This is a genomic window from Burkholderia sp. AU15512 (assembly GCF_002223325.1).
In the GTDB taxonomy this organism is placed as follows: domain Bacteria; phylum Pseudomonadota; class Gammaproteobacteria; order Burkholderiales; family Burkholderiaceae; genus Burkholderia.
In genome coordinates, this window is the sequence record NZ_NKEX01000002.1 from 34,594 (window position 1) to 52,044 (window position 17,451).

At 64.4% G+C, this 17,451-nt stretch carries 18 protein-coding genes; 14 read left to right on the top strand and 4 right to left on the bottom strand.

Annotated elements, in window-relative coordinates:
* The first annotated feature begins 4 nt into the window (after nt 1-4).
* The 8 genes from rpmJ to dsbD all read left to right on the top strand — a co-directional run bounded on the left by rpmJ (nt 5) and on the right by dsbD (nt 5,747).
* Entirely contained in the window at nt 5-121 is a 117-nt protein-coding gene (rpmJ, locus tag CFB43_RS01635) for a 50S ribosomal protein L36 (RefSeq protein WP_004199844.1), read from the top strand.
* Between the two features lie 38 nt (nt 122-159).
* Nucleotides 160-525: a 30S ribosomal protein S13 gene (gene rpsM / locus CFB43_RS01640; protein ID WP_006477178.1), complete on the top strand. Its 366-nt coding sequence runs from the start codon at nt 160-162 to the stop codon at nt 523-525.
* A gap of 28 nt (nt 526-553) precedes the next feature.
* Nucleotides 554-955, top strand: coding sequence for a 30S ribosomal protein S11 (gene rpsK / locus CFB43_RS01645; protein ID WP_004197937.1), 402 nt, complete (start codon nt 554-556; stop codon nt 953-955).
* Between the two features lie 154 nt (nt 956-1,109).
* Nucleotides 1,110-1,733, top strand: coding sequence for a 30S ribosomal protein S4 (gene rpsD, locus CFB43_RS01650; RefSeq protein ID WP_021161733.1), 624 nt, complete (start codon nt 1,110-1,112; stop codon nt 1,731-1,733).
* A gap of 124 nt (nt 1,734-1,857) precedes the next feature.
* On the top strand, nt 1,858-2,835 hold the full coding sequence (locus CFB43_RS01655) for a DNA-directed RNA polymerase subunit alpha (protein WP_006477176.1): 978 nt from the start codon (nt 1,858-1,860) through the stop codon (nt 2,833-2,835).
* 138 nt (nt 2,836-2,973) lie between these two features.
* The gene (rplQ, locus tag CFB43_RS01660) at nt 2,974-3,369 is read left to right on the top strand and encodes a 50S ribosomal protein L17 (protein WP_006477175.1); all 396 of its coding nucleotides are present in this window, start codon (nt 2,974-2,976) and stop codon (nt 3,367-3,369) included.
* 202 nt (nt 3,370-3,571) lie between these two features.
* A complete protein-coding gene (gene cutA, locus CFB43_RS01665; RefSeq protein ID WP_089472004.1) occupies nt 3,572-3,898 on the top strand; it encodes a divalent-cation tolerance protein CutA in 327 nt (108 codons plus the stop codon).
* Nucleotides 3,891-5,747, top strand: coding sequence for a protein-disulfide reductase DsbD (gene dsbD / locus CFB43_RS01670; protein WP_089493945.1), 1,857 nt, complete (start codon nt 3,891-3,893; stop codon nt 5,745-5,747). Before cutA ends, dsbD begins: the two co-directional genes overlap by 8 nt.
* A gap of 151 nt (nt 5,748-5,898) precedes the next feature.
* On the opposite strand, the gene hemB is transcribed toward dsbD, so the two are convergent.
* Both hemB and yihA read right to left on the bottom strand, forming a co-directional pair.
* On the bottom strand, nt 5,899-6,897 hold the full coding sequence (gene hemB / locus CFB43_RS01675; RefSeq protein WP_089424302.1) for a porphobilinogen synthase: 999 nt from the start codon (nt 6,895-6,897) through the stop codon (nt 5,899-5,901).
* A gap of 252 nt (nt 6,898-7,149) precedes the next feature.
* Entirely contained in the window at nt 7,150-7,809 is a 660-nt protein-coding gene (yihA, locus tag CFB43_RS01680; RefSeq protein WP_089444802.1) for a ribosome biogenesis GTP-binding protein YihA/YsxC, read from the bottom strand.
* Nucleotides 7,810-8,023: 214 nt separating this feature from the next.
* Between yihA and CFB43_RS01685 the strand changes: the two genes are divergently transcribed.
* From CFB43_RS01685 to msrQ, 5 genes are all read left to right on the top strand, one after another.
* Nucleotides 8,024-8,677 carry a c-type cytochrome gene (locus CFB43_RS01685; RefSeq protein ID WP_089493946.1) on the top strand — a complete coding sequence of 218 codons (654 nt, stop codon included), beginning with the start codon at nt 8,024-8,026 and terminating at the stop codon, nt 8,675-8,677.
* A gap of 202 nt (nt 8,678-8,879) precedes the next feature.
* Nucleotides 8,880-11,096, top strand: a complete 2,217-nt coding sequence (locus CFB43_RS01695; RefSeq protein ID WP_089493947.1) for a cytochrome c biogenesis protein ResB — start codon at nt 8,880-8,882, stop codon at nt 11,094-11,096.
* A 4-nt stretch (nt 11,097-11,100) separates the two neighbouring features.
* Entirely contained in the window at nt 11,101-12,291 is a 1,191-nt protein-coding gene (gene ccsB, locus CFB43_RS01700; protein ID WP_089493948.1) for a c-type cytochrome biogenesis protein CcsB, read from the top strand.
* A 158-nt stretch (nt 12,292-12,449) separates the two neighbouring features.
* A complete protein-coding gene (msrP, locus tag CFB43_RS01705; RefSeq protein WP_089493949.1) occupies nt 12,450-13,445 on the top strand; it encodes a protein-methionine-sulfoxide reductase catalytic subunit MsrP in 996 nt (331 codons plus the stop codon).
* 20 nt (nt 13,446-13,465) lie between these two features.
* A complete protein-coding gene (msrQ, locus tag CFB43_RS01710) occupies nt 13,466-14,152 on the top strand; it encodes a protein-methionine-sulfoxide reductase heme-binding subunit MsrQ (RefSeq protein WP_089493950.1) in 687 nt (228 codons plus the stop codon).
* A 78-nt stretch (nt 14,153-14,230) separates the two neighbouring features.
* Here the strand turns inward: msrQ and lptM are convergent, their stop codons facing one another.
* Nucleotides 14,231-14,506 (bottom strand): LPS translocon maturation chaperone LptM, encoded by a 276-nt coding sequence (gene lptM, locus CFB43_RS01715; protein ID WP_089455451.1) that lies wholly within the window; start codon nt 14,504-14,506, stop codon nt 14,231-14,233.
* 36 nt (nt 14,507-14,542) lie between these two features.
* On the opposite strand from lptM, the gene cyaY reads away from it, so the two are divergent.
* Nucleotides 14,543-14,872, top strand: coding sequence for an iron donor protein CyaY (gene cyaY / locus CFB43_RS01720; protein WP_069246934.1), 330 nt, complete (start codon nt 14,543-14,545; stop codon nt 14,870-14,872).
* 90 nt (nt 14,873-14,962) lie between these two features.
* Here the strand turns inward: cyaY and CFB43_RS01725 are convergent, their stop codons facing one another.
* Nucleotides 14,963-17,347, bottom strand: coding sequence for a penicillin-binding protein 1A (locus CFB43_RS01725; protein WP_089493951.1), 2,385 nt, complete (start codon nt 17,345-17,347; stop codon nt 14,963-14,965).
* Nucleotides 17,348-17,451: the final 104 nt, after the last annotated feature.

Consider the following 17,451-nt stretch of genomic DNA (forward strand, 5'->3'; position numbering starts at 1 on the left):
TATCATGAAAGTGATGGCATCGGTTAAGCGCATTTGCCGCAATTGCAAGATCATCAAGCGCAAAGGCGTCGTTCGCGTGATCTGCAGCTCGGATCCGCGCCACAAGCAGCGCCAAGGCTGACCGCGCGTTTGTTTGCGCTTTTTGTTTGAGGAAAAACAATGGCTCGTATCGCAGGGGTTAACATCCCGAATCACCAGCACACCGAGATCGGCCTGACGGCAATCTTTGGTGTCGGCCGCACCCGTTCGCGCAGCATCTGCGTGGCAGCTGGCGTCGATTTTTCGAAGAAGGTCAAGGACTTGACCGACGCAGACTTGGAAAAGCTGCGTGAAGAAGTGGGCAAGTTTGTCGTCGAAGGCGATCTGCGCCGTGAAGTGACGATGAACATCAAGCGCCTGATGGACCTCGGTTGCTACCGTGGTGTTCGTCATCGCAAGGGCCTGCCGATGCGCGGTCAGCGTACGCGTACGAACGCACGTACTCGCAAGGGTCCGCGTCGTGCAGCGCAAGCGCTGAAGAAGTAAGCGGAACTGACAGTTACAGGAAAACGTAATGGCTAAGGCTTCGAACACCGCGGCGCAACGCGTTCGCAAGAAGGTTAAGAAGAACGTCGCTGAAGGCGTGGTTCACGTTCACGCGTCGTTCAACAACACGATCATCACGATCACCGATCGCCAAGGCAACGCACTGGCATGGGCGACGTCGGGCGGTCAGGGCTTCAAGGGCTCGCGCAAATCGACGCCGTTCGCTGCCCAGGTCGCAGCCGAGTCGGCTGGCCGCGTCGCGATGGAATACGGCGTGAAGAATCTGGAAGTGCGGATCAAGGGCCCGGGCCCGGGTCGCGAGTCGGCAGTGCGCGCACTGCACGGCCTCGGCATCAAGATCACCGCGATTTCGGACGTCACCCCGATTCCGCACAACGGCTGCCGTCCGCCGAAGCGTCGTCGTATCTAAAGGTGTGCTGGCACGTTCGTGCTAGCACATTGCCTGTCGCCGCTTAGCGTCGACGGGCGTTGCTTTTTTGATTGACTAAGCCCACCGTTCGCCCCAAAGGGCGCGAACTAGCGCGGATTCAGATCTGCGTGACTGATTGATAGAGGAATGCAAAGTGGCACGTTATATCGGCCCGAAGGCCAAGCTGTCCCGCCGTGAAGGCACCGACCTGTTCCTGAAGAGCGCACGCCGCTCGCTCGCCGACAAGTGCAAGCTCGACAGCAAGCCGGGTCAGCACGGCCGTACCTCGGGCGCACGTACGTCCGACTACGGTACGCAGCTGCGCGAAAAGCAGAAGGTCAAGCGTATCTACGGCGTGCTGGAGCGTCAGTTCCGCCGCTACTTCGCTGAAGCCGACCGCCGCAAGGGCAACACGGGTGAAAACCTGCTGCAACTGCTCGAGTCGCGTCTCGACAACGTCGTGTATCGCATGGGCTTCGGCTCGACCCGCGCTGAAGCGCGTCAGCTGGTGAGCCACAAGTCGATCACCGTGAACGGCGTCGTTGCGAACGTCCCGTCGCAGCAAGTGAAGGCAGGTGACATCGTCGCGATCCGCGAAAAGGCGAAGAAGCAGGCGCGTATCGTCGAAGCGCTGTCGCTGGCCGAGCAAGGCGGCATGCCGAGCTGGGTTGCAGTCGATGCGAAGAAGTTCGAAGGCACGTTCAAGCAAATGCCGGAACGCGCTGAAATCGCAGGCGACATCAACGAAAGCCTGATCGTCGAATTGTATTCGCGTTAATCCGATTGACGGCCGAGGTACCCCGATTGCGTTGCGCAAGGAGGGGCCTCGGCTGTTTATTTTCTGGTTGTTACCGGTCAGCCTTATCGGTGTAACGAGCCGAGGGTATTGAAAAGGAAAGCCCATGCAAACCAGTTTGCTGAAACCCAAGATCATCGCCGTGGAATCGCTGGGCGAGAACCACGCGAGGGTGGTCATGGAACCGTTCGAACGCGGTTACGGCCACACCTTGGGCAATGCGCTTCGCCGCGTGCTGCTGTCGTCGATGGTTGGCTACGCGCCGACCGAAGTGACGATCGCGGGCGTGGTGCACGAGTACTCGACGCTGGATGGCGTGCAGGAAGACGTCGTCAACCTGCTGCTGAACCTGAAGGGCGTGGTGTTCAAGCTGCATAACCGTGACGAAGTGACGGTTACGCTGCGCAAGGAAGGTGAAGGCGTGGTCACGGCCGGCGATATCGAGCTGGCTCACGACTGCGAAGTCATCAACCCGAATCACGTGATTGCGCATCTGTCGAAGGGCGGCAAGCTCGACGTTCAGATCAAGATCGAAAAGGGTCGCGGCTATGTGCCCGGCAACGTTCGTCGCTACGGCGAAGACACGGCCAAGATCATCGGCCGCATCGTCCTCGACGCATCGTTCTCGCCGGTTCGCCGCGTGAGCTACGCTGTCGAAAGCGCACGTGTCGAGCAGCGTACCGACCTCGACAAGCTCGTGATGAACATCGAGACGAGCGGTGTGATCACGCCGGAAGAAGCGATCCGTCAATCGGCCCGCATCCTGGTCGACCAGCTGTCCGTGTTCGCGGCGCTGGAAGGCACGGAAACGGCAGCCGAAGCGCCGTCGCGTGCACCGCAGATCGACCCGATCCTGCTGCGTCCGGTGGACGATCTCGAGCTGACGGTTCGTTCGGCGAACTGCCTGAAGGCCGAGAACATCTACTACATCGGCGACCTGATCCAGCGCACGGAAAACGAGCTGCTGAAGACGCCGAACCTCGGTCGCAAGTCGCTCAACGAGATCAAGGAAGTGCTCGCTTCGCGCGGTCTCACGCTGGGCATGAAGCTCGAAAACTGGCCGCCGGCTGGTCTCGACAAGTAAGCCTGGTTGTTGCTGTAGTTGGCAAAGATGCGGATTTTCCTTTAAAATCCGCATCTTGCTTTTTTTCGTTACCGGCCCGTGCACCCATCGAGGTGCGATAGAAGAGCTGGATCAAAACTTTGAATCAAGGAAACTGAAATGCGCCATCGTCATGGTCTGCGGAAACTGAACCGCACGAGCAGCCACCGTCTGGCTATGCTCCGTAACATGTCCAACTCGCTGATCGAGCACGAAGTCATCAAGACGACGCTGCCGAAGGCGAAGGAACTCCGTAAAGTCGTCGAGCCGCTGATTACGCTCGGCAAGAAGCCGTCGCTGGCAAACCGTCGCCTGGCGTTCAACCGCCTGCGCGATCGTGACTCGGTGGCGAAGCTGTTCGACGTGCTCGGTCCGCGTTTCGCGAACCGTCCGGGCGGCTACCTGCGCGTGCTGAAGTTCGGCTTCCGCGTGGGCGACAACGCGCCGATGGCACTGGTCGAGCTGCTCGATCGTCCGGAAGTCGACGAAACGGAAAACGTGCAAGAAGCTGAGTAAGCTTCCGGTACGCAGCAGTATCTGAAAGGGGCCGAGCAATTGCTTGGCCCTTTTTGTTTTTCCGGCGCCGGCTGCGATCGATTGTCGCAGGGCGGTGCCGGCAGCGTTGCGCGGGCTGCGCTACGATACGGGGCAGCCGGCGCGCGCTCCAGGTGGGCAATTCGCGTCGGCAGGAGCCGATAGACCAGCCAGGAGGGCGCGGATGATAGTGGTGCTGATGCTGACGACGGTGCCCGATGCCGAGACCGCCAAGACGCTTTCCGACGGTGCGCTCGATGCACGGCTTGCCGCGTGCGTGTCGGAGCTCGGCGCGATCAAGTCGCGCTACCACTGGCAGGGCAAGGTCGAAACGGCCGACGAGATCCAGTTGCTGTTCAAGACGAGCCCCGTGCGGGCGCTCGAACTGGAGCGATTTATTCTCGCGCATCATCCTTACGAGACGCCCGAAATCGTCTCGTGGCAGACGACGGCATCGGCCGCGTACGGCCAGTGGGTGACGAGCGAAACTCAACGTCTATTTCATGTTTAACGGTATGGCGCTTCCCGTGCGCGTGCGCGCGCTGCGATTCCTCGCAGTCCTGTTGTCGTTCATGCTCGTGCTCGGCGGCCTGTCGGCCGCGCGCGCGGCCGACGATTTCCTCGATCCGTCGGTTGCGTTCAAGTTCAGTGCGAGCGAATCGCCGGGGCAGGTGGACGTCCACTTCAAGGTCGCCAACGGCTATTACCTGTACCGCGAGCGGTTCGCGTTCGCGGTGAAGAGCGGGCAGGCGACGCTCGGCGATCCGCAATTCCCGGCCGGCCACGTGAAGTTCGACCAGACGTTCCAGAAGGACGTCGAGACCTACCGTGACGAAGTCGTCGTGCATGTGCCCGTCAAGCAGGCGTCAGGTCCGTTCGAGCTCGCGGTGACGTCGCAGGGGTGCGCGGACGAGGGCATCTGCTATCCGCCGGCCGAGCACGTCGTGAAGGTCGATGGCGCCGCGCTGGGCGCCGCCTCGTCGTCGCCGTCGTCCGCCGATGCGGTTGCCGCGGGCAGCTGGTTCGACAAGGTCACGAGCGCCGATTTCGCGCAGTCGCTGCTCGAAGGGCATGGCTTCTTCACGATCGTCGGACTGTATTTCGTCGCGGGCGTCGTGCTGAGCCTCCTGCCGTGTTCGTATCCGATGATTCCGATCGTGTCGGCGATCATCATCGGACAAGGCACACGCGCGACGCATGCGCGCGGCTTCGCGCTGTCGCTGACCTATGTGGTCGGCATGGCGCTGGTCTACACGGTGCTCGGCATCGCCGCGGCGCTGGTGGGCCAGAGCCTCGGCGCGTGGCTGCAGAACCCGTGGGTGCTCGGCGCGTTCGGCGTGCTGTTGACCGCGTTTGCCGTCTCGCTGATCTCGGGCAAGGACATCGCGCTGCCCGCACGCTGGCAGAACGGCGCGGCCGAGGCATCGAGCGCGCGCCAGGGCGGTCATTTCGTCGCGGTCGCGGCGATGGGCGCGCTGTCCGCACTGGTTGTCGGCGCATGCATGACGGCACCGCTGTTCGCGGTGCTCGCCTTCATCGCGCACACGGGCAATGCGCTGCTCGGCGGCGCTGCATTGTTCGCGATGGGGCTGGGGCTGGGCGTGCCGCTGCTGGTCGTCGGTGTCGGGGCCGGGACGGTACTGCCGCGCGCCGGCGCTTGGATGGACGGCGTGAAGGTGTTCTTCGGCATCGTGCTGCTCGCAGCCGCGCTGTGGATCGTGTGGCCGGTGCTGGCCGGTGGCCTGAAGATGGTGCTCGCTGCGTTGTGGCTGCTGATCGCGGCCGCGGCGCTTGGGCTGTTCACGCCGAATGCCGGCGCCACGTCGATCTGGCGTCGCCTTGGCCGTGGCTTGGGCGCTGCGCTCGCGATCTGGGCGGCCACGCTGCTCGTCGGCTTGGCCGCGGGCTCGACCGATCCGGTCAAGCCGCTGGCGGTGCTGGCGGCACGCACGGTTGCGTCGGGCGGTACGGCGGCAGCAGGCGCGGCCGTTGCTCAGGACGGTCCCGCGTTCGCATCGGTGCGCTCGAGCGGCGAGCTCGACACGCTGCTGAAGACGGCGGGCCAGCCCGTGATGCTCGACTTCTACGCCGACTGGTGCGTGAGCTGCAAGGAGATGGAGCATCTGACGTTTACCGACGCGCGCGTGCAGGCGCGACTCGCGCAGCTTCACCTGGTGCGCGCGGACGTCACCGCGAACAACCCGGATGACCAGGCGCTGCTGAAGCGCTTCAACCTGTTCGGCCCGCCGGGCATCATCTTCTTCGATCGAAGCGGCAACGAGATCGGGCGCGTGGTCGGCTATCAGGCGGCCGAGACGTTCCTGCGCAGCCTCGACCGGGCTGCGGTCCCGACGGTATGACCATGCGCGTCGCGGGCGCGCTGGTGCCAACCGGCGCGCTTTCGTGGCATGAATTGACGATCGAGGCATACGGCCGCGATCGACAGCAAACAAAAAAACGGCGGGACACCGAAGTGTCCCGCCGTTTTTCTTTCCACCTGCCGGCAGGCGCTTAGCGCTGTGCTTTCAGCAGACGCGCGGCGTCGAGCGCGAAGTACGTGAGCACGCCGTCGGCGCCCGCACGCTTGAACGCGAGCAGCGATTCCAGCACGACCTTGTCGTGATCGAGCCAGCCGTTCATCGCGGCGGCCTTCAGCATCGCGTATTCACCGCTCACCTGGTACACGTAGGTCGGGAAGCGGAACTCGTCCTTCACGCGGCGCACGATGTCGAGGTACGGCATGCCGGGCTTGACCATCACCATGTCGGCGCCTTCGTCGATGTCCAGGCGCACTTCGCGCAGCGCTTCGTCGCTGTTCGCCGGATCCATCTGGTAGGTCATCTTGTTGCCCTTGCCCAGATTGGACGCCGAGCCGACCGCGTCACGGAACGGGCCGTAGAACGCCGACGCGAACTTGGCCGAATAGGCCATGATCCGCGTGTGGATATGACCGTCGCTTTCCAGCATTTCGCGGATCGCGCCGATGCGGCCGTCCATCATGTCCGACGGCGCGACGATGTCGACGCCGGCTTCCGCCTGCGCGCGCGCCTGATCAATCAGGATTTCGATCGTGTCGTCGTTGATCACGTAGCCGTTTTCGTCGAGCACGCCGTCCTGGCCGTGGCTCGTGTACGGATCGAGTGCGACGTCGGTCAGCACGCCGAGTTCGGGGAAGCGCTTCTTCAGCTCGCGCACCGCGCGCGGGATCAGGCCTTCCGGATTGGCTGCCTCGCGGCCGTCAGGCGTTTTCACCGACGGCTCGATGGCCGGGAACAGCGACAGCACGGGCACGCCGAGTTCGACGCACTGCTCGGCGACCTGCATCAGCAGATCGACGGACACGCGTTCGACGCCGGGCATCGACGGCACCGGCTGCCGTTCGTTGGTGCCTTCGACGACGAACACCGGATAGATCAGGTCGTCGGTGGTCAGGCGGTTTTCGCGCATCAGGCGCCGGGAGAAGTCGTCGCGGCGCATCCGGCGCGGACGATGAAGCGGATGGAAGCTCATGGCGATTGGGTAGAAATCAGGGCAGTAAGACCTTACGGAACCCTTAGGTCATTTTCGGGAGCGTTGGTATATGATAGCGATCGAGCGGCACGCGTCGCGTGCAGCTCCCCGCTTCTCCTCCCTGAGCGGGTGCCTGTCGTTTTTCGATTAGGCTGTTTGACCCGCCGTTCAACGGCGGGTTTTTTTATGAGCCGGCCGAAACCGCAGGCGCCGTCAGGTGCGCGCCGCCGATCCCGGCCGCGCGTTGCCCGATCATTGTGCTACAGGCTCGCTTTTTTCGTCGGCGACGGACGGCCGCACCCAGCTTTCGATCAATTCGTGCGCCTCGTCGAGCCCAATGCGCTTCATCGCCGAGAACAGCTGGACCGTCAGCTTGCCCTGAACGCCCTGGTCACGATACGCATCGAGCCCCTTTTGCGTGGTCCGCAGCGCGTTGATGCTTTCCTGCCGCGTCAATTTGTCGCACTTCGTCAGCAGCGTGTGGATCGGCTTGCCGGTCGGCACGAACCACTCGATCATGCGGCGGTCGAGATCGGTCAGCGGACGGCGCGAATCCATCATCAGGATCAGGCCGCAGAGCTGCGAGCGGGTCGCGAGGTAGGACGACAGCAGCATTTCCCAATGCGCCTTGGCGGCGCCGGGCACTTCCGCGTAGCCGTAGCCGGGCAGGTCGACGAGGTTTGCGACGGGTTCGGCGGCCGGGCCGACGGAGAAGTAGTTGATATGCTGCGTGCGGCCGGGCGTCTTCGACGCGAAGGCGAGCCGCTTCTGGTTGCACAGCACGTTGATCGCCGTCGACTTGCCGGCATTCGAGCGGCCCGCGAACGCGATTTCCGGCTGGACCGTCGGCGGCAGGTCGCGCAGATGGTTGACGGTCGTGTAGAAGCGGGCTTGATGGAGCAGAAAGGCCATGGGAACCGGAAGGACGGGCGGCGCGAGCCGCTTGGTGGAGGCGGGGTAGCCCCGATAGGCGCCGGAGCTTTCAACACGATATTGTACAATACGGCGGTTTTACCGAAGGCTACCGGGCGCCTGCCTCGCGCTTTTATGTAGCTTCTGCGGTAGACTGAACGCCGTCGTTTTTTGCAGAACCTCAAATTCCCACAAGACGAAACAGGGTGTGCGAATGAATCGACTGTGCAAGTCTCTGATGGTGCTTCAGGTTGCAGCAGGGTTCGTAGGTTTGGTAGCGGAGGCAAACGCGGCGGATGCGGCAAAGCCGGATCTCGACCGTGGCAAGGCGATTGCCGGGCAAGTCTGCGCGTCGTGTCACGGCGCCGACGGCAATAGCGCGTCGGGCAGTTTCCCGAAGCTCGCCGGCCAGCATCCCGAATATCTGGTCAAGCAGTTGAACGACTTCAAGACGCAGCCGGGCGCGAAGGGGCCGGTGCGTACCAACGCGGTGATGGTCGGATTCGCGAGTGCGCTGAGCGCGGACGACATGCGCAACGTCGCAGCGTACTACGGGTCGCAGACGACGAAGCTCGGCACCGCACGCGATGCGGCAACCGTGCCGATCGGCCAGAAGATCTATCGCGGCGGCATCGCGGAAAAGGGCGTACCCGCCTGCGCGAGCTGCCACGGGCCGACAGGGCAAGGGATCCCGGTTCAGTACCCGCGTCTGTCGGGGCAATGGGCCGATTACACGGTCGCGCAGTTGACCGCGTTCCAGCAGGGTGCCGGCGCGCGCAACAACAACGAGGCGATGCATCAGATCGCCACGCGGCTGTCGGACAACGAGATCAAGGCCGTCGCGGATTACATCGCGGGCCTGCGTTGAGCGGTCAGCCGCGAACGGAATGACCGGGCGCCCGAAGGGCGGCCGGAGTCAGAACAAGAAAAGGGTGGGGCGCCGCATCGTTGCGGTTGCCTCGCCCTTCTTTTTTGTCAGCGCGCCGGCCGTCACGAGCGTACTGGCCGCCCCTTCGGGGGCAATAATCAAAGTGAGCGTTGGGGGCTGTTTCCCCTGAGTCGGAGTTTGAATGAGCGTTACCACGTCGGGGTTGCAGTCGAAGTCGGGTCAGGGTGCACCGAAGCGTGCGGTCGAGTTGCTGAGCTCGATGCGCTTCGCGATTGCGCTGCTGGTGGTGCTGTCGATTGCGAGCATCATCGGCACGGTCCTGACCCAGGACGATCCGTATCCGAATTATGTGAACCAGTTCGGGCCGTTCTGGGCGGACATCTTCCGCTCGCTCGGCCTGTACAACGTGTACAGCGCGTGGTGGTTCATGCTGATCCTGATCTTCCTCGTCGTGTCGATCTCGCTGTGCGTGATCCGCAACGCGCCGAAGATGCTCGCCGATGCGAAGAGCTGGAAGGACAAGGTTCGCGAAGGCAGCCTGCGGGCGTTCCACCACAAGGCCGAATACACGACGTCCGGCACGCGCGCGACGGTCACGGCGACGCTCGCGACGTTCGTCACCAAGGCCGGCTACAAGCACATCGTGCGTGAGAACGACGGCGCGACGCTGATCTCCGCGAAGCGCGGTGCAATGACCAAGTGGGGCTACATCTCCGCGCACCTCGCGATCGTCGTGATCTGTATCGGCGGCCTGCTCGACAGCAACCTGCCGATCAAATTCCAGATGTGGATGTTCGGCAAGAGCCCGGTCAACACGAGCGCGACGATCAGCGAGATCTCACCCGACCATCGCCTGTCCGCGTCGAACCCGACGTTCCGCGGCTACGCGTGGGTGCCCGAGGGGCAGTTCGTGTCGACCGCGATCCTGAACCAGCCGAGCGGCTCGCTGATCCAGGACCTGCCGTTCTCGATCCAGCTCAACAAATTCATCGTCGACTACTACACGACGGGCATGCCGAAGCTGTTCGCGAGCGACATCGTCGTGATCGATCGCGAGACCGGCCAGAAGATCCCGGCGCGCGTCGAGGTCAACAAGCCGTTCACGTACAAGGGCGTGTCGATCTACCAGTCGAGCTTCCAGGATGGCGGCTCGCAGATGCAGATGACGGCCTACCCGATGACCGGCGGCAACGCGAAGACCTTCCCTGTGAAGGGGACGATCGGCAGTTCGGCGCCGCTGCAGATGCCGGGCAACGACGGCGACACGATCGAGTTCTCCGATTTCCGTGCGATCAACGTCGAGAACATGGCCGACGCGAACGGCAAGCCGGACGTGCGCGGTGTCGCGACGACGAGCTCGCTGAAGGAAGCGTTCGACGAACGCCTGGGCTCCGGCGCGAAGACGTCGAAGCCGACGCAGCTCCACAACATCGGCCCGTCCGTGCAGTACAAGATCCGCGGCAAGGACGGCCAGGCGCGCGAATTCAACAACTATATGCTGCCCGTCGACATGAACGGCGAGCGCGTGTTCCTCGCCGGCGTGCGTGCGAGCCCGAACGACCCGTTCCGCTACATGCGGATTCCGGCCGACAGCCAGGATTCGATCGGCGAATGGATGCACCTGCGTGCCGCGCTCGAGGATCCGTCCGCGCGCGCCGAGGCCGCTGCGCGCTTCGCGCAGCGTTCGCTGCCGGGCATGGACGCATCGCTGCGCAGCCGCCTGCAGGACAGCGCGCTGAAGGTGCTGACCCTTTTTGCGGCGGGCGACGACAGCGTCGGCCGTGGCGCCGATGGCCAGCCGATCGGCGGCTTCCAGGCCGTGGCGACGTTCATCGACCGCTCGGTGCCGAAGGCCGAGCAGGAGAAGGCCGCGAGCCTGCTGTTGCGCATGCTCGAAGGCTCGATGTGGGAGGTCTGGCAGATCGCGCGCGAGCGTGCGGGCGAGCCGGCGGCGCAGCAGGGCACCGACACGATCCGCTTCGTGCAGAACGCGATCAACGCGCTATCCGACAGCTTTTTGTATGGATCGCCGGTCTATTTGCAGCTTGACTCATTCAAGCAGGTGCAAGCTTCGGTATTTCAGTTGACGCGCGCACCCGGCAAGAATCTGGTGTATCTTGGCAGCCTGCTGCTGGTCGCCGGCATCTTCTCGATGTTCTACGTGCGCGAGCGGCGCCTCTGGTTCTGGTTGAAGGACGCCGGTTCGGGCGTCGATGTGGTGATGGCAATGTCCACGGCCCGCAAGACCTTCGATTTCGAGAAAGAGTTCGTGCAGACGCGCGACGCGGCCGGTGCCGCCTTGCACGCCGCACCTCGCGACGCCGCACCGGCCGGTGCGGTATCGACGGCCCGTCCGCCTGCCGGCGGCGGTTCCGATTCCGAGAATTCCACCCGGTAACATCATGGATCTCACGCAAGTCTCCTCTTCCCATCGGGCGTCGGCCCAGGCTCCGGTTACGGCGCCGCTGTTCGACGACCGTCCGTTCCTCGCGCGCCTGTCGCTGCTCGACTGGCTGTTCGCACTGGCGCTCGTGGTGGGCGCGGGCTATGCGCTCGTGCACTACAACGCGCACATGGATTACTACGACAAGGCGGTGATGATCGGCACCGTGCCGGCGCTCATCGCGCTCGGCTGGCGCTGGAAGCCCGCGCGGCTGATGATGGCGTCGATCGCCGTGCTGGCGCTGCTGTCGATCCAGATCTACCAGGGCGATCTCGCGCGCGCCGATTCGGCGTTCTTCCTCAAGTACTTCCTGTCGAGCCAGTCGGCGATCCTGTGGATGAGCGCGCTGTTCGTGCTCGCAACGATTTTCTACTGGATCGGCTTGCTCGCGCGCTCGGAGTCGGGCTCCGCGATCGGCCAGAAGCTAACGTGGGTCGCCGTGCTGATGGGCTTCACCGGCCTGATGGTGCGCTGGTACGAGTCCTACCTGATCGGGGCGGACGTCGGGCACATTCCGGTATCGAACCTGTATGAAGTGTTCGTGCTGTTCAGCCTGATCACCGCGCTGCTCTATCTGTATTACGAAGGCCACTACGGCACGCGCGCGCTCGGTGCGTTCGTGCTGCTGGTGATCAGCGCGGCCGTGGGCTTCCTGATGTGGTACTCGGTCGCGCGCGACGCGCAGCAGATCCAGCCGCTCGTGCCGGCGCTGCAGAGCTGGTGGATGAAGATCCACGTGCCGGCGAACTTCATCGGCTATGGCAGCTTCGCGCTGTCGGCGATGGTGTCGGTCGCGTACCTGATGAAGGAGCGCGGCGTGCTCGCCGATCGCCTGCCGACGCTCGACGTGCTCCACGACGTGATGGTCAAGTCGATCGCGGTCGGTTTCGCGTTCTTTACGATCGCGACGATCCTCGGCGCGCTGTGGGCCGCCGAAGCATGGGGCGGCTACTGGAGCTGGGACCCGAAGGAAACCTGGGCGCTGATCGTGTGGCTCAACTACGCGGCGTGGCTGCACATGCGCCTGATGAAGGGCCTGCGCGGCACGGTGGCCGCATGGTGGGCGCTCACGGGCCTGCTCGTGACGACCTTCGCGTTCCTCGGTGTCAACATGTTCCTGTCCGGGCTGCACAGCTACGGCAAGCTGTAAGATTTCCGCTGTTCGTCCGACTATGAGACCGCCGGTGCACTGCGTGCCCGGCGGTTTTCTTTTGTAACGGGCGGGCGGTCCGGGCGTCGAACGGCGCAAGACGGGCCGGGTCGAACGCTCATGAAACTGCGCGCGGCGCAGGCAGGAGGAGCAGCACGATGTGGATCAAACGCCCTTTGCGGAACGTACTGACCGGCGGCGATATTGCGCCCGGCGAAATCACGCCGCGTGCGGTGTTCGAGAACCGGCGGCGCGTATTGCAGGCGGCCGGCCTCGCGGCGGCGGGCGGGTTGCTCGGCGGCAGCGGCGCAGCATTGGCCGGCTATGCGTCGCCCGATGCGCGGGCCGCGAAGCTCGCGGCGAAGACGAATCCGAAGTTCGTCGCGGCCGACAAGGTGACGCCGTTCAAGGACATCACCACCTACAACAACTTTTACGAATTCGGCACCGACAAGAGCGACCCCGCGCAAAACGCGGGCACGCTGCGGCCGCGCCCGTGGCGGGTGAGCGTCGAGGGCGAGGTGCTGCATCCGAAGGTGTTCGATCTCGACGAACTGCTGAAGCTCGCGCCGCTCGAGGAGCGCGTGTACCGGCTGCGCTGCGTCGAGGGCTGGTCGATGGTGATCCCGTGGATCGGCGTGCCGCTGTCCGAGCTGATCAAGCGCGTGCAGCCGACCGGCAACGCGAAATACGTGCAGTTCGTCACGCTGGCCGATCCGTCGCAGATGCCCGGCCTCTCGACGCCCGTGCTCGACTGGCCGTACTCGGAAGGATTGCGGATGGACGAGGCGATGAATCCGCTGACGCTGCTGACAATGGGCGTTTACGGGCAGGTGCTGCCGAACCAGAACGGCGCGCCGGTGCGGATCGTCGTGCCGTGGAAGTACGGCTTCAAGAGCGCGAAGTCGCTCGTGAAGATCCGCTTCGTCGACAAGCAGCCGAAGACGAGCTGGAATACGTACGCGTCGAACGAGTACGGCTTTTATTCGAACGTGAACCCGAACGTCGATCATCCGCGCTGGAGCCAGGCGACCGAGCGGCGCATCGGCGAGGACGGCTTTTTCACGCCGAAGCGCAAGACGCTGATGTTCAACGGCTACGGCGACCTGGTCGCGTCGATGTATCAGGGCATGGACCTGAAGAAGAATTTCTGAGGGCGATGGTGAGAAACGACATGCCCCCTTCGACGCTGACGGCCGCGCCCACGGCCGGCGCCGGCCAGGCTGCACGTGCCGCACGGCGCGGCGCGGTCCGTCCCGCCGCACCGCGCTGGCTCGCGCCGGCCAAGGTGCTGGTTTTCGCGGCCGGCCTTTATCCGCTCGCGCGACTCGTGCTGTTCGGGCTGACCGACCGGCTCGGCGCGAATCCGATCGAGTTCATCACGCGCTCGACGGGGCTCTGGACGCTCGTGATCCTGTGCATCACGCTCGCCGTCACGCCGCTTCGGCGCATGACGGGGTTCGCCACGCTGCTGCGCTTTCGGCGGATGATCGGGCTGTTCGCGTTCTTCTACGCGACGCTGCACTTCACGACCTACCTGTGGTTCGACAAGTGGTTCGACGTCGTCGCGATCCTGAAGGACGTCGGCAAGCGCCCGTTCATCACGGTCGGTTTCGCCGCGTTCGTGCTGCTGATTCCGCTCGCGGCGACGTCGCCGCGCGCGATGGTGCGCCGCCTGGGCCGCCACTGGGCGACGCTGCACAGCGCGATCTACGTGATCGCGCTGCTCGCCGTGCTGCACTTCTGGTGGATGCGAGCCGGCAAGCACAATCTGGCGCAGCCGAAGCTGTATGCGGGAATCGTCGCCGTGCTGCTCGGCTGGCGGCTCATCGCATGGGGATGGCGGCGCGTGCGCGCGTGACGGCGCAGCCTGAAAAAACAAAAGGCGATGACCGGGAAGTCATCGCCTTGTTTCGTGAGCCGTGCAGGCGGCGCGTCGTTACTTCGCGGCCGGGCTCGACGCTGGTGCAGGCATCGACGATGCGCTGCTCGACAGTTCGGGTGACAGCGTGAGCGGCGTGCCGGACGAATCGGGCACACTGTCGGACGACGCGTTTTCATCGGTCGGCTTCACGTCCGACGGCGGGGTGTCCTGCTGCTGGAGTGGCTTGGGCATCGGAGGCACGGTGGGCAGATAGAGCGCGCCGCTTTGACCGCAGCCAGCAAGAATCGCCAAAGCCGCTACAATCGCGCTCATCCGGAAAACGACTCGCATGATCGTCCCTGAACAATTGAACCGATAGAGTTTAGCATGTCCGATACCGAATACCTGACCCGTGCCGAGGCCGTGCTGGCGGCCGTCGAGCGTACTGTCGACGACGCCAACGACGGCGATCACGACATCGATCTGGAGCGCAACGGCAGCGTCCTGACGCTGACGTTCGAGAACGGCTCGAAGATCATCGTCAACCTGCAGCCGCCGATGAAGGAAGTGTGGATCGCCGCGAGGGCGGGCGGTTTCCACTACCGTTTCATCGACGGCGAATGGCGCGACACGCGCACGGGCACCGAGTTTTTCTCGGCGCTCACCGAATACGCGACGCAGCAGGCCGGCCTGCCGATCACGTTCAGCGCGCCGTAACCGCTCCGGCCGAAGCCGGGGCTGCGCGTCGACGCGTCATGCCAAGGAAAAAGCGCCCCGCGGGGCGCTTTTTTCATGTCGGGCCGGTGGTCAGTGCGCGAACAGGTTCATGATGTCCTGCTTTTCCTGCTCGTCGACGTGCGGCACGGTGGCGTCGACGTTCTGCGCGACCGGTGCCTGCGGTACGCCGACCGTCGACACGAAGCCGTGGCCCGGCGCGAACTCGGTGAAGTACAACTCGCCGCCGAGCGATTCGACACCGTCCGGCATCGTCGGCTTGAACTCGGGCACGCCCTTCAGCGCGGCGCCCATGTAGTCGATCCAGACCGGCAGCGACAGGCCGCCCCCCGTTTCGCGATCGCCGAGGCTGCGCGGATTGTCGTAGCCGATCCACGCGATCGCGGCGAGCGTGTGCTGGTAGCCGGCGAACCACGCGTCGTGCGAGTCGTTCGTCGTGCCGGTCTTGCCCGCGAGGTCGGTGCGCTTCAGCACGTTGGTCCGTGCGCCCGTGCCGCGCTGCGCGACACTCTGCAGCAGGCTGTTCATCACGTACGCGTTGCGCGGGTCGATCGCGCGCGGCGCATTCTGCTCGGCGACGAGCGGCTGCGCACGCACGACGATCGCGCCGTTCGGATCGGTGACTTCGGCGATCAGGTACGGATTGACGCGGTAGCCGCCGTTCGCGAAGACCGAGTACGCGCCCGCCATCTGCAGGGGCGTGACCTGGCCCGCGCCGAGTGCCATCGGCAGGTAGGCCGGATGGCGTTCGGCGTCGAAGCCGAAGCGGGTGATGTACTGCTGCGCGTACTTCGTGCCGATGTGGTTCAGGATCCGGATCGACACGAGGTTGCGCGAGCGCTGCAGCGCGGTGCGCATCGACATCGGGCCTTCGAAGCCGCCGCCGTAGTTTTTCGGCTCCCAGGGCTGGCCACCCGTTTCGGCGGCGCTGAAATACAGCGGGCCGTCGTTGATCACGGTGGCCGGCCCGAGGCCCTTGTCGAGCGACGCCGAATAGATGAACGGCTTGAACGACGAACCCGGCTGCCGCCACGCCTGCGTGACGTGGTTGAACTTGTTCTTGTTGTAGTCGAAGCCGCCGACGAGCGAGCGGATCGCGCCGTCCTGCGGGACGATCGACAGGAACGCCCCCTCGACCTGCGGCAACTGCGTGATCGACCATTTGCCGGCGTCGTTCTTCACGACGCGGACGATCGCGCCCGGGCGGATGCGGCGATTCGGCTGCGCATTGGCCGACAGCGCGCCCGACGCGAAGCGCAGGTTGTCGCCCTCGATCGTCGCATTGCTGCCGTCGATGAATGCGACCGTGATCTGGCGCGGGCTGGCGGCCGTGACGACCGCGGCGATCAGTTCGCCGTTGTCGGGGTGTTCGAGCAGCGCATCGTCGATCGCCTGTTCGCGGTCGTCGGCACCGGCCGGCAGCTCGATGAAGCCTTCCGGCCCGCGATAGCCGTGCCGGCGTTCGTAATCCATGATGCCCTTGCGCAGCGCGGTGTACGCGACCTGCTGATCCGCGGAGTCGATCGTCGTGACGACGTTGAAGCCGCGCGTGTAGGTTTCCTCACGGTACTGCGCGTACATCATTTGTCGGACCATTTCCGCGACGTACTCGGCGTGCACGCTGAAATCGCGGCCCGGGCCCTTGACGACGAGCGGCTGCGCGACGGCCTCGTCATACTGCTCGCGCGAGATGAAGTTCAGCTCGAGCATCCGTTGCAGGATGTATTCCTGGCGCACCTTCGCACGCTTCGGGTTCACGACCGGGTTGTACGCGGACGGCGCCTTCGGCAGCCCGGCAAGCATTGCGGCTTCGGCGAGCGAGATGTCCTTCAGGTCCTTGCCGAAGTAGACCCGCGCGGCGCTGGCGAAGCCATACGCGCGCTGGCCGAGATAGATCTGATTCATGTAGACCTCGAGAATCTGATCCTTCGTCAGCGCACGCTCGATCCGGTACGCGAGCAGCATCTCGTAGATCTTGCGCGTGTAGGTCTTCTCGCTCGACAGGAAGAAGTTGCGCGCGACCTGCATCGTGATCGTGCTCGCACCCTGCGACGCATGGCCGTTCGTCAGCGCGACGATGCCGGCGCGGACGATGCCGGTGAGGTCGACGCCGCCGTGATCGTAGAAGCGTGCATCCTCGATCGCGAGGATCGCCTTCTTCAGCGAATCGGGCACGTCCTTGAAATGGACGACGTCGCGGCGCTCTTCGCCGAATTCGCCGATCAGCACGTGATCGGACGTATAGATGCGCAGCGGCACCTTCGGCCGATAGTCGGTCAGCGCGTCGAGCGACGGCATGTTCGGCCACGCAACGACGAGCGCGTAGCCGAGCACGAGGCCGCCGGCCACGACGAGCGCGACGCACATCGTGGCGAATCCGAGCAGGACTTTTTGCCACCAGGGCCGCTTCTTCGGCTCCGGGGCGGGAGGCGGGGACGTAGGAGTCGTGGATTGCATAGGCATACCGGAAAACAGTCCCGCGATTATAGCTGCCCGGTAAGACCGGTCCTGACGCGGGGGGCGCCCGCCGCGAAGACGCGGTCTGGCGTGCTTCCAGCATA

Coding starts and splice junctions, on each gene's coding strand:
- cyaY (WP_069246934.1), top strand. CDS start 14,543: ATGTCCGATACCGAATACCTGACCCGTGCCGAGGCCGTGCTGGCGGCC.
- cutA (WP_089472004.1), top strand. CDS start 3,572: ATGATAGTGGTGCTGATGCTGACGACGGTGCCCGATGCCGAGACCGCC.
- msrQ (WP_089493950.1), top strand. CDS start 13,466: ATGCCCCCTTCGACGCTGACGGCCGCGCCCACGGCCGGCGCCGGCCAG.
- rpsK (WP_004197937.1), top strand. CDS start 554: ATGGCTAAGGCTTCGAACACCGCGGCGCAACGCGTTCGCAAGAAGGTT.
- CFB43_RS01655 (WP_006477176.1), top strand. CDS start 1,858: ATGCAAACCAGTTTGCTGAAACCCAAGATCATCGCCGTGGAATCGCTG.
- lptM (WP_089455451.1), bottom strand. CDS start 14,506: ATGCGAGTCGTTTTCCGGATGAGCGCGATTGTAGCGGCTTTGGCGATT.
- CFB43_RS01695 (WP_089493947.1), top strand. CDS start 8,880: ATGAGCGTTACCACGTCGGGGTTGCAGTCGAAGTCGGGTCAGGGTGCA.
- ccsB (WP_089493948.1), top strand. CDS start 11,101: ATGGATCTCACGCAAGTCTCCTCTTCCCATCGGGCGTCGGCCCAGGCT.
- msrP (WP_089493949.1), top strand. CDS start 12,450: ATGTGGATCAAACGCCCTTTGCGGAACGTACTGACCGGCGGCGATATT.
- rpmJ (WP_004199844.1), top strand. CDS start 5: ATGAAAGTGATGGCATCGGTTAAGCGCATTTGCCGCAATTGCAAGATC.
- yihA (WP_089444802.1), bottom strand. CDS start 7,809: ATGGCCTTTCTGCTCCATCAAGCCCGCTTCTACACGACCGTCAACCAT.
- CFB43_RS01685 (WP_089493946.1), top strand. CDS start 8,024: ATGAATCGACTGTGCAAGTCTCTGATGGTGCTTCAGGTTGCAGCAGGG.
- CFB43_RS01725 (WP_089493951.1), bottom strand. CDS start 17,347: ATGCAATCCACGACTCCTACGTCCCCGCCTCCCGCCCCGGAGCCGAAG.
- rplQ (WP_006477175.1), top strand. CDS start 2,974: ATGCGCCATCGTCATGGTCTGCGGAAACTGAACCGCACGAGCAGCCAC.
- hemB (WP_089424302.1), bottom strand. CDS start 6,897: ATGAGCTTCCATCCGCTTCATCGTCCGCGCCGGATGCGCCGCGACGAC.
- dsbD (WP_089493945.1), top strand. CDS start 3,891: ATGTTTAACGGTATGGCGCTTCCCGTGCGCGTGCGCGCGCTGCGATTC.
- rpsM (WP_006477178.1), top strand. CDS start 160: ATGGCTCGTATCGCAGGGGTTAACATCCCGAATCACCAGCACACCGAG.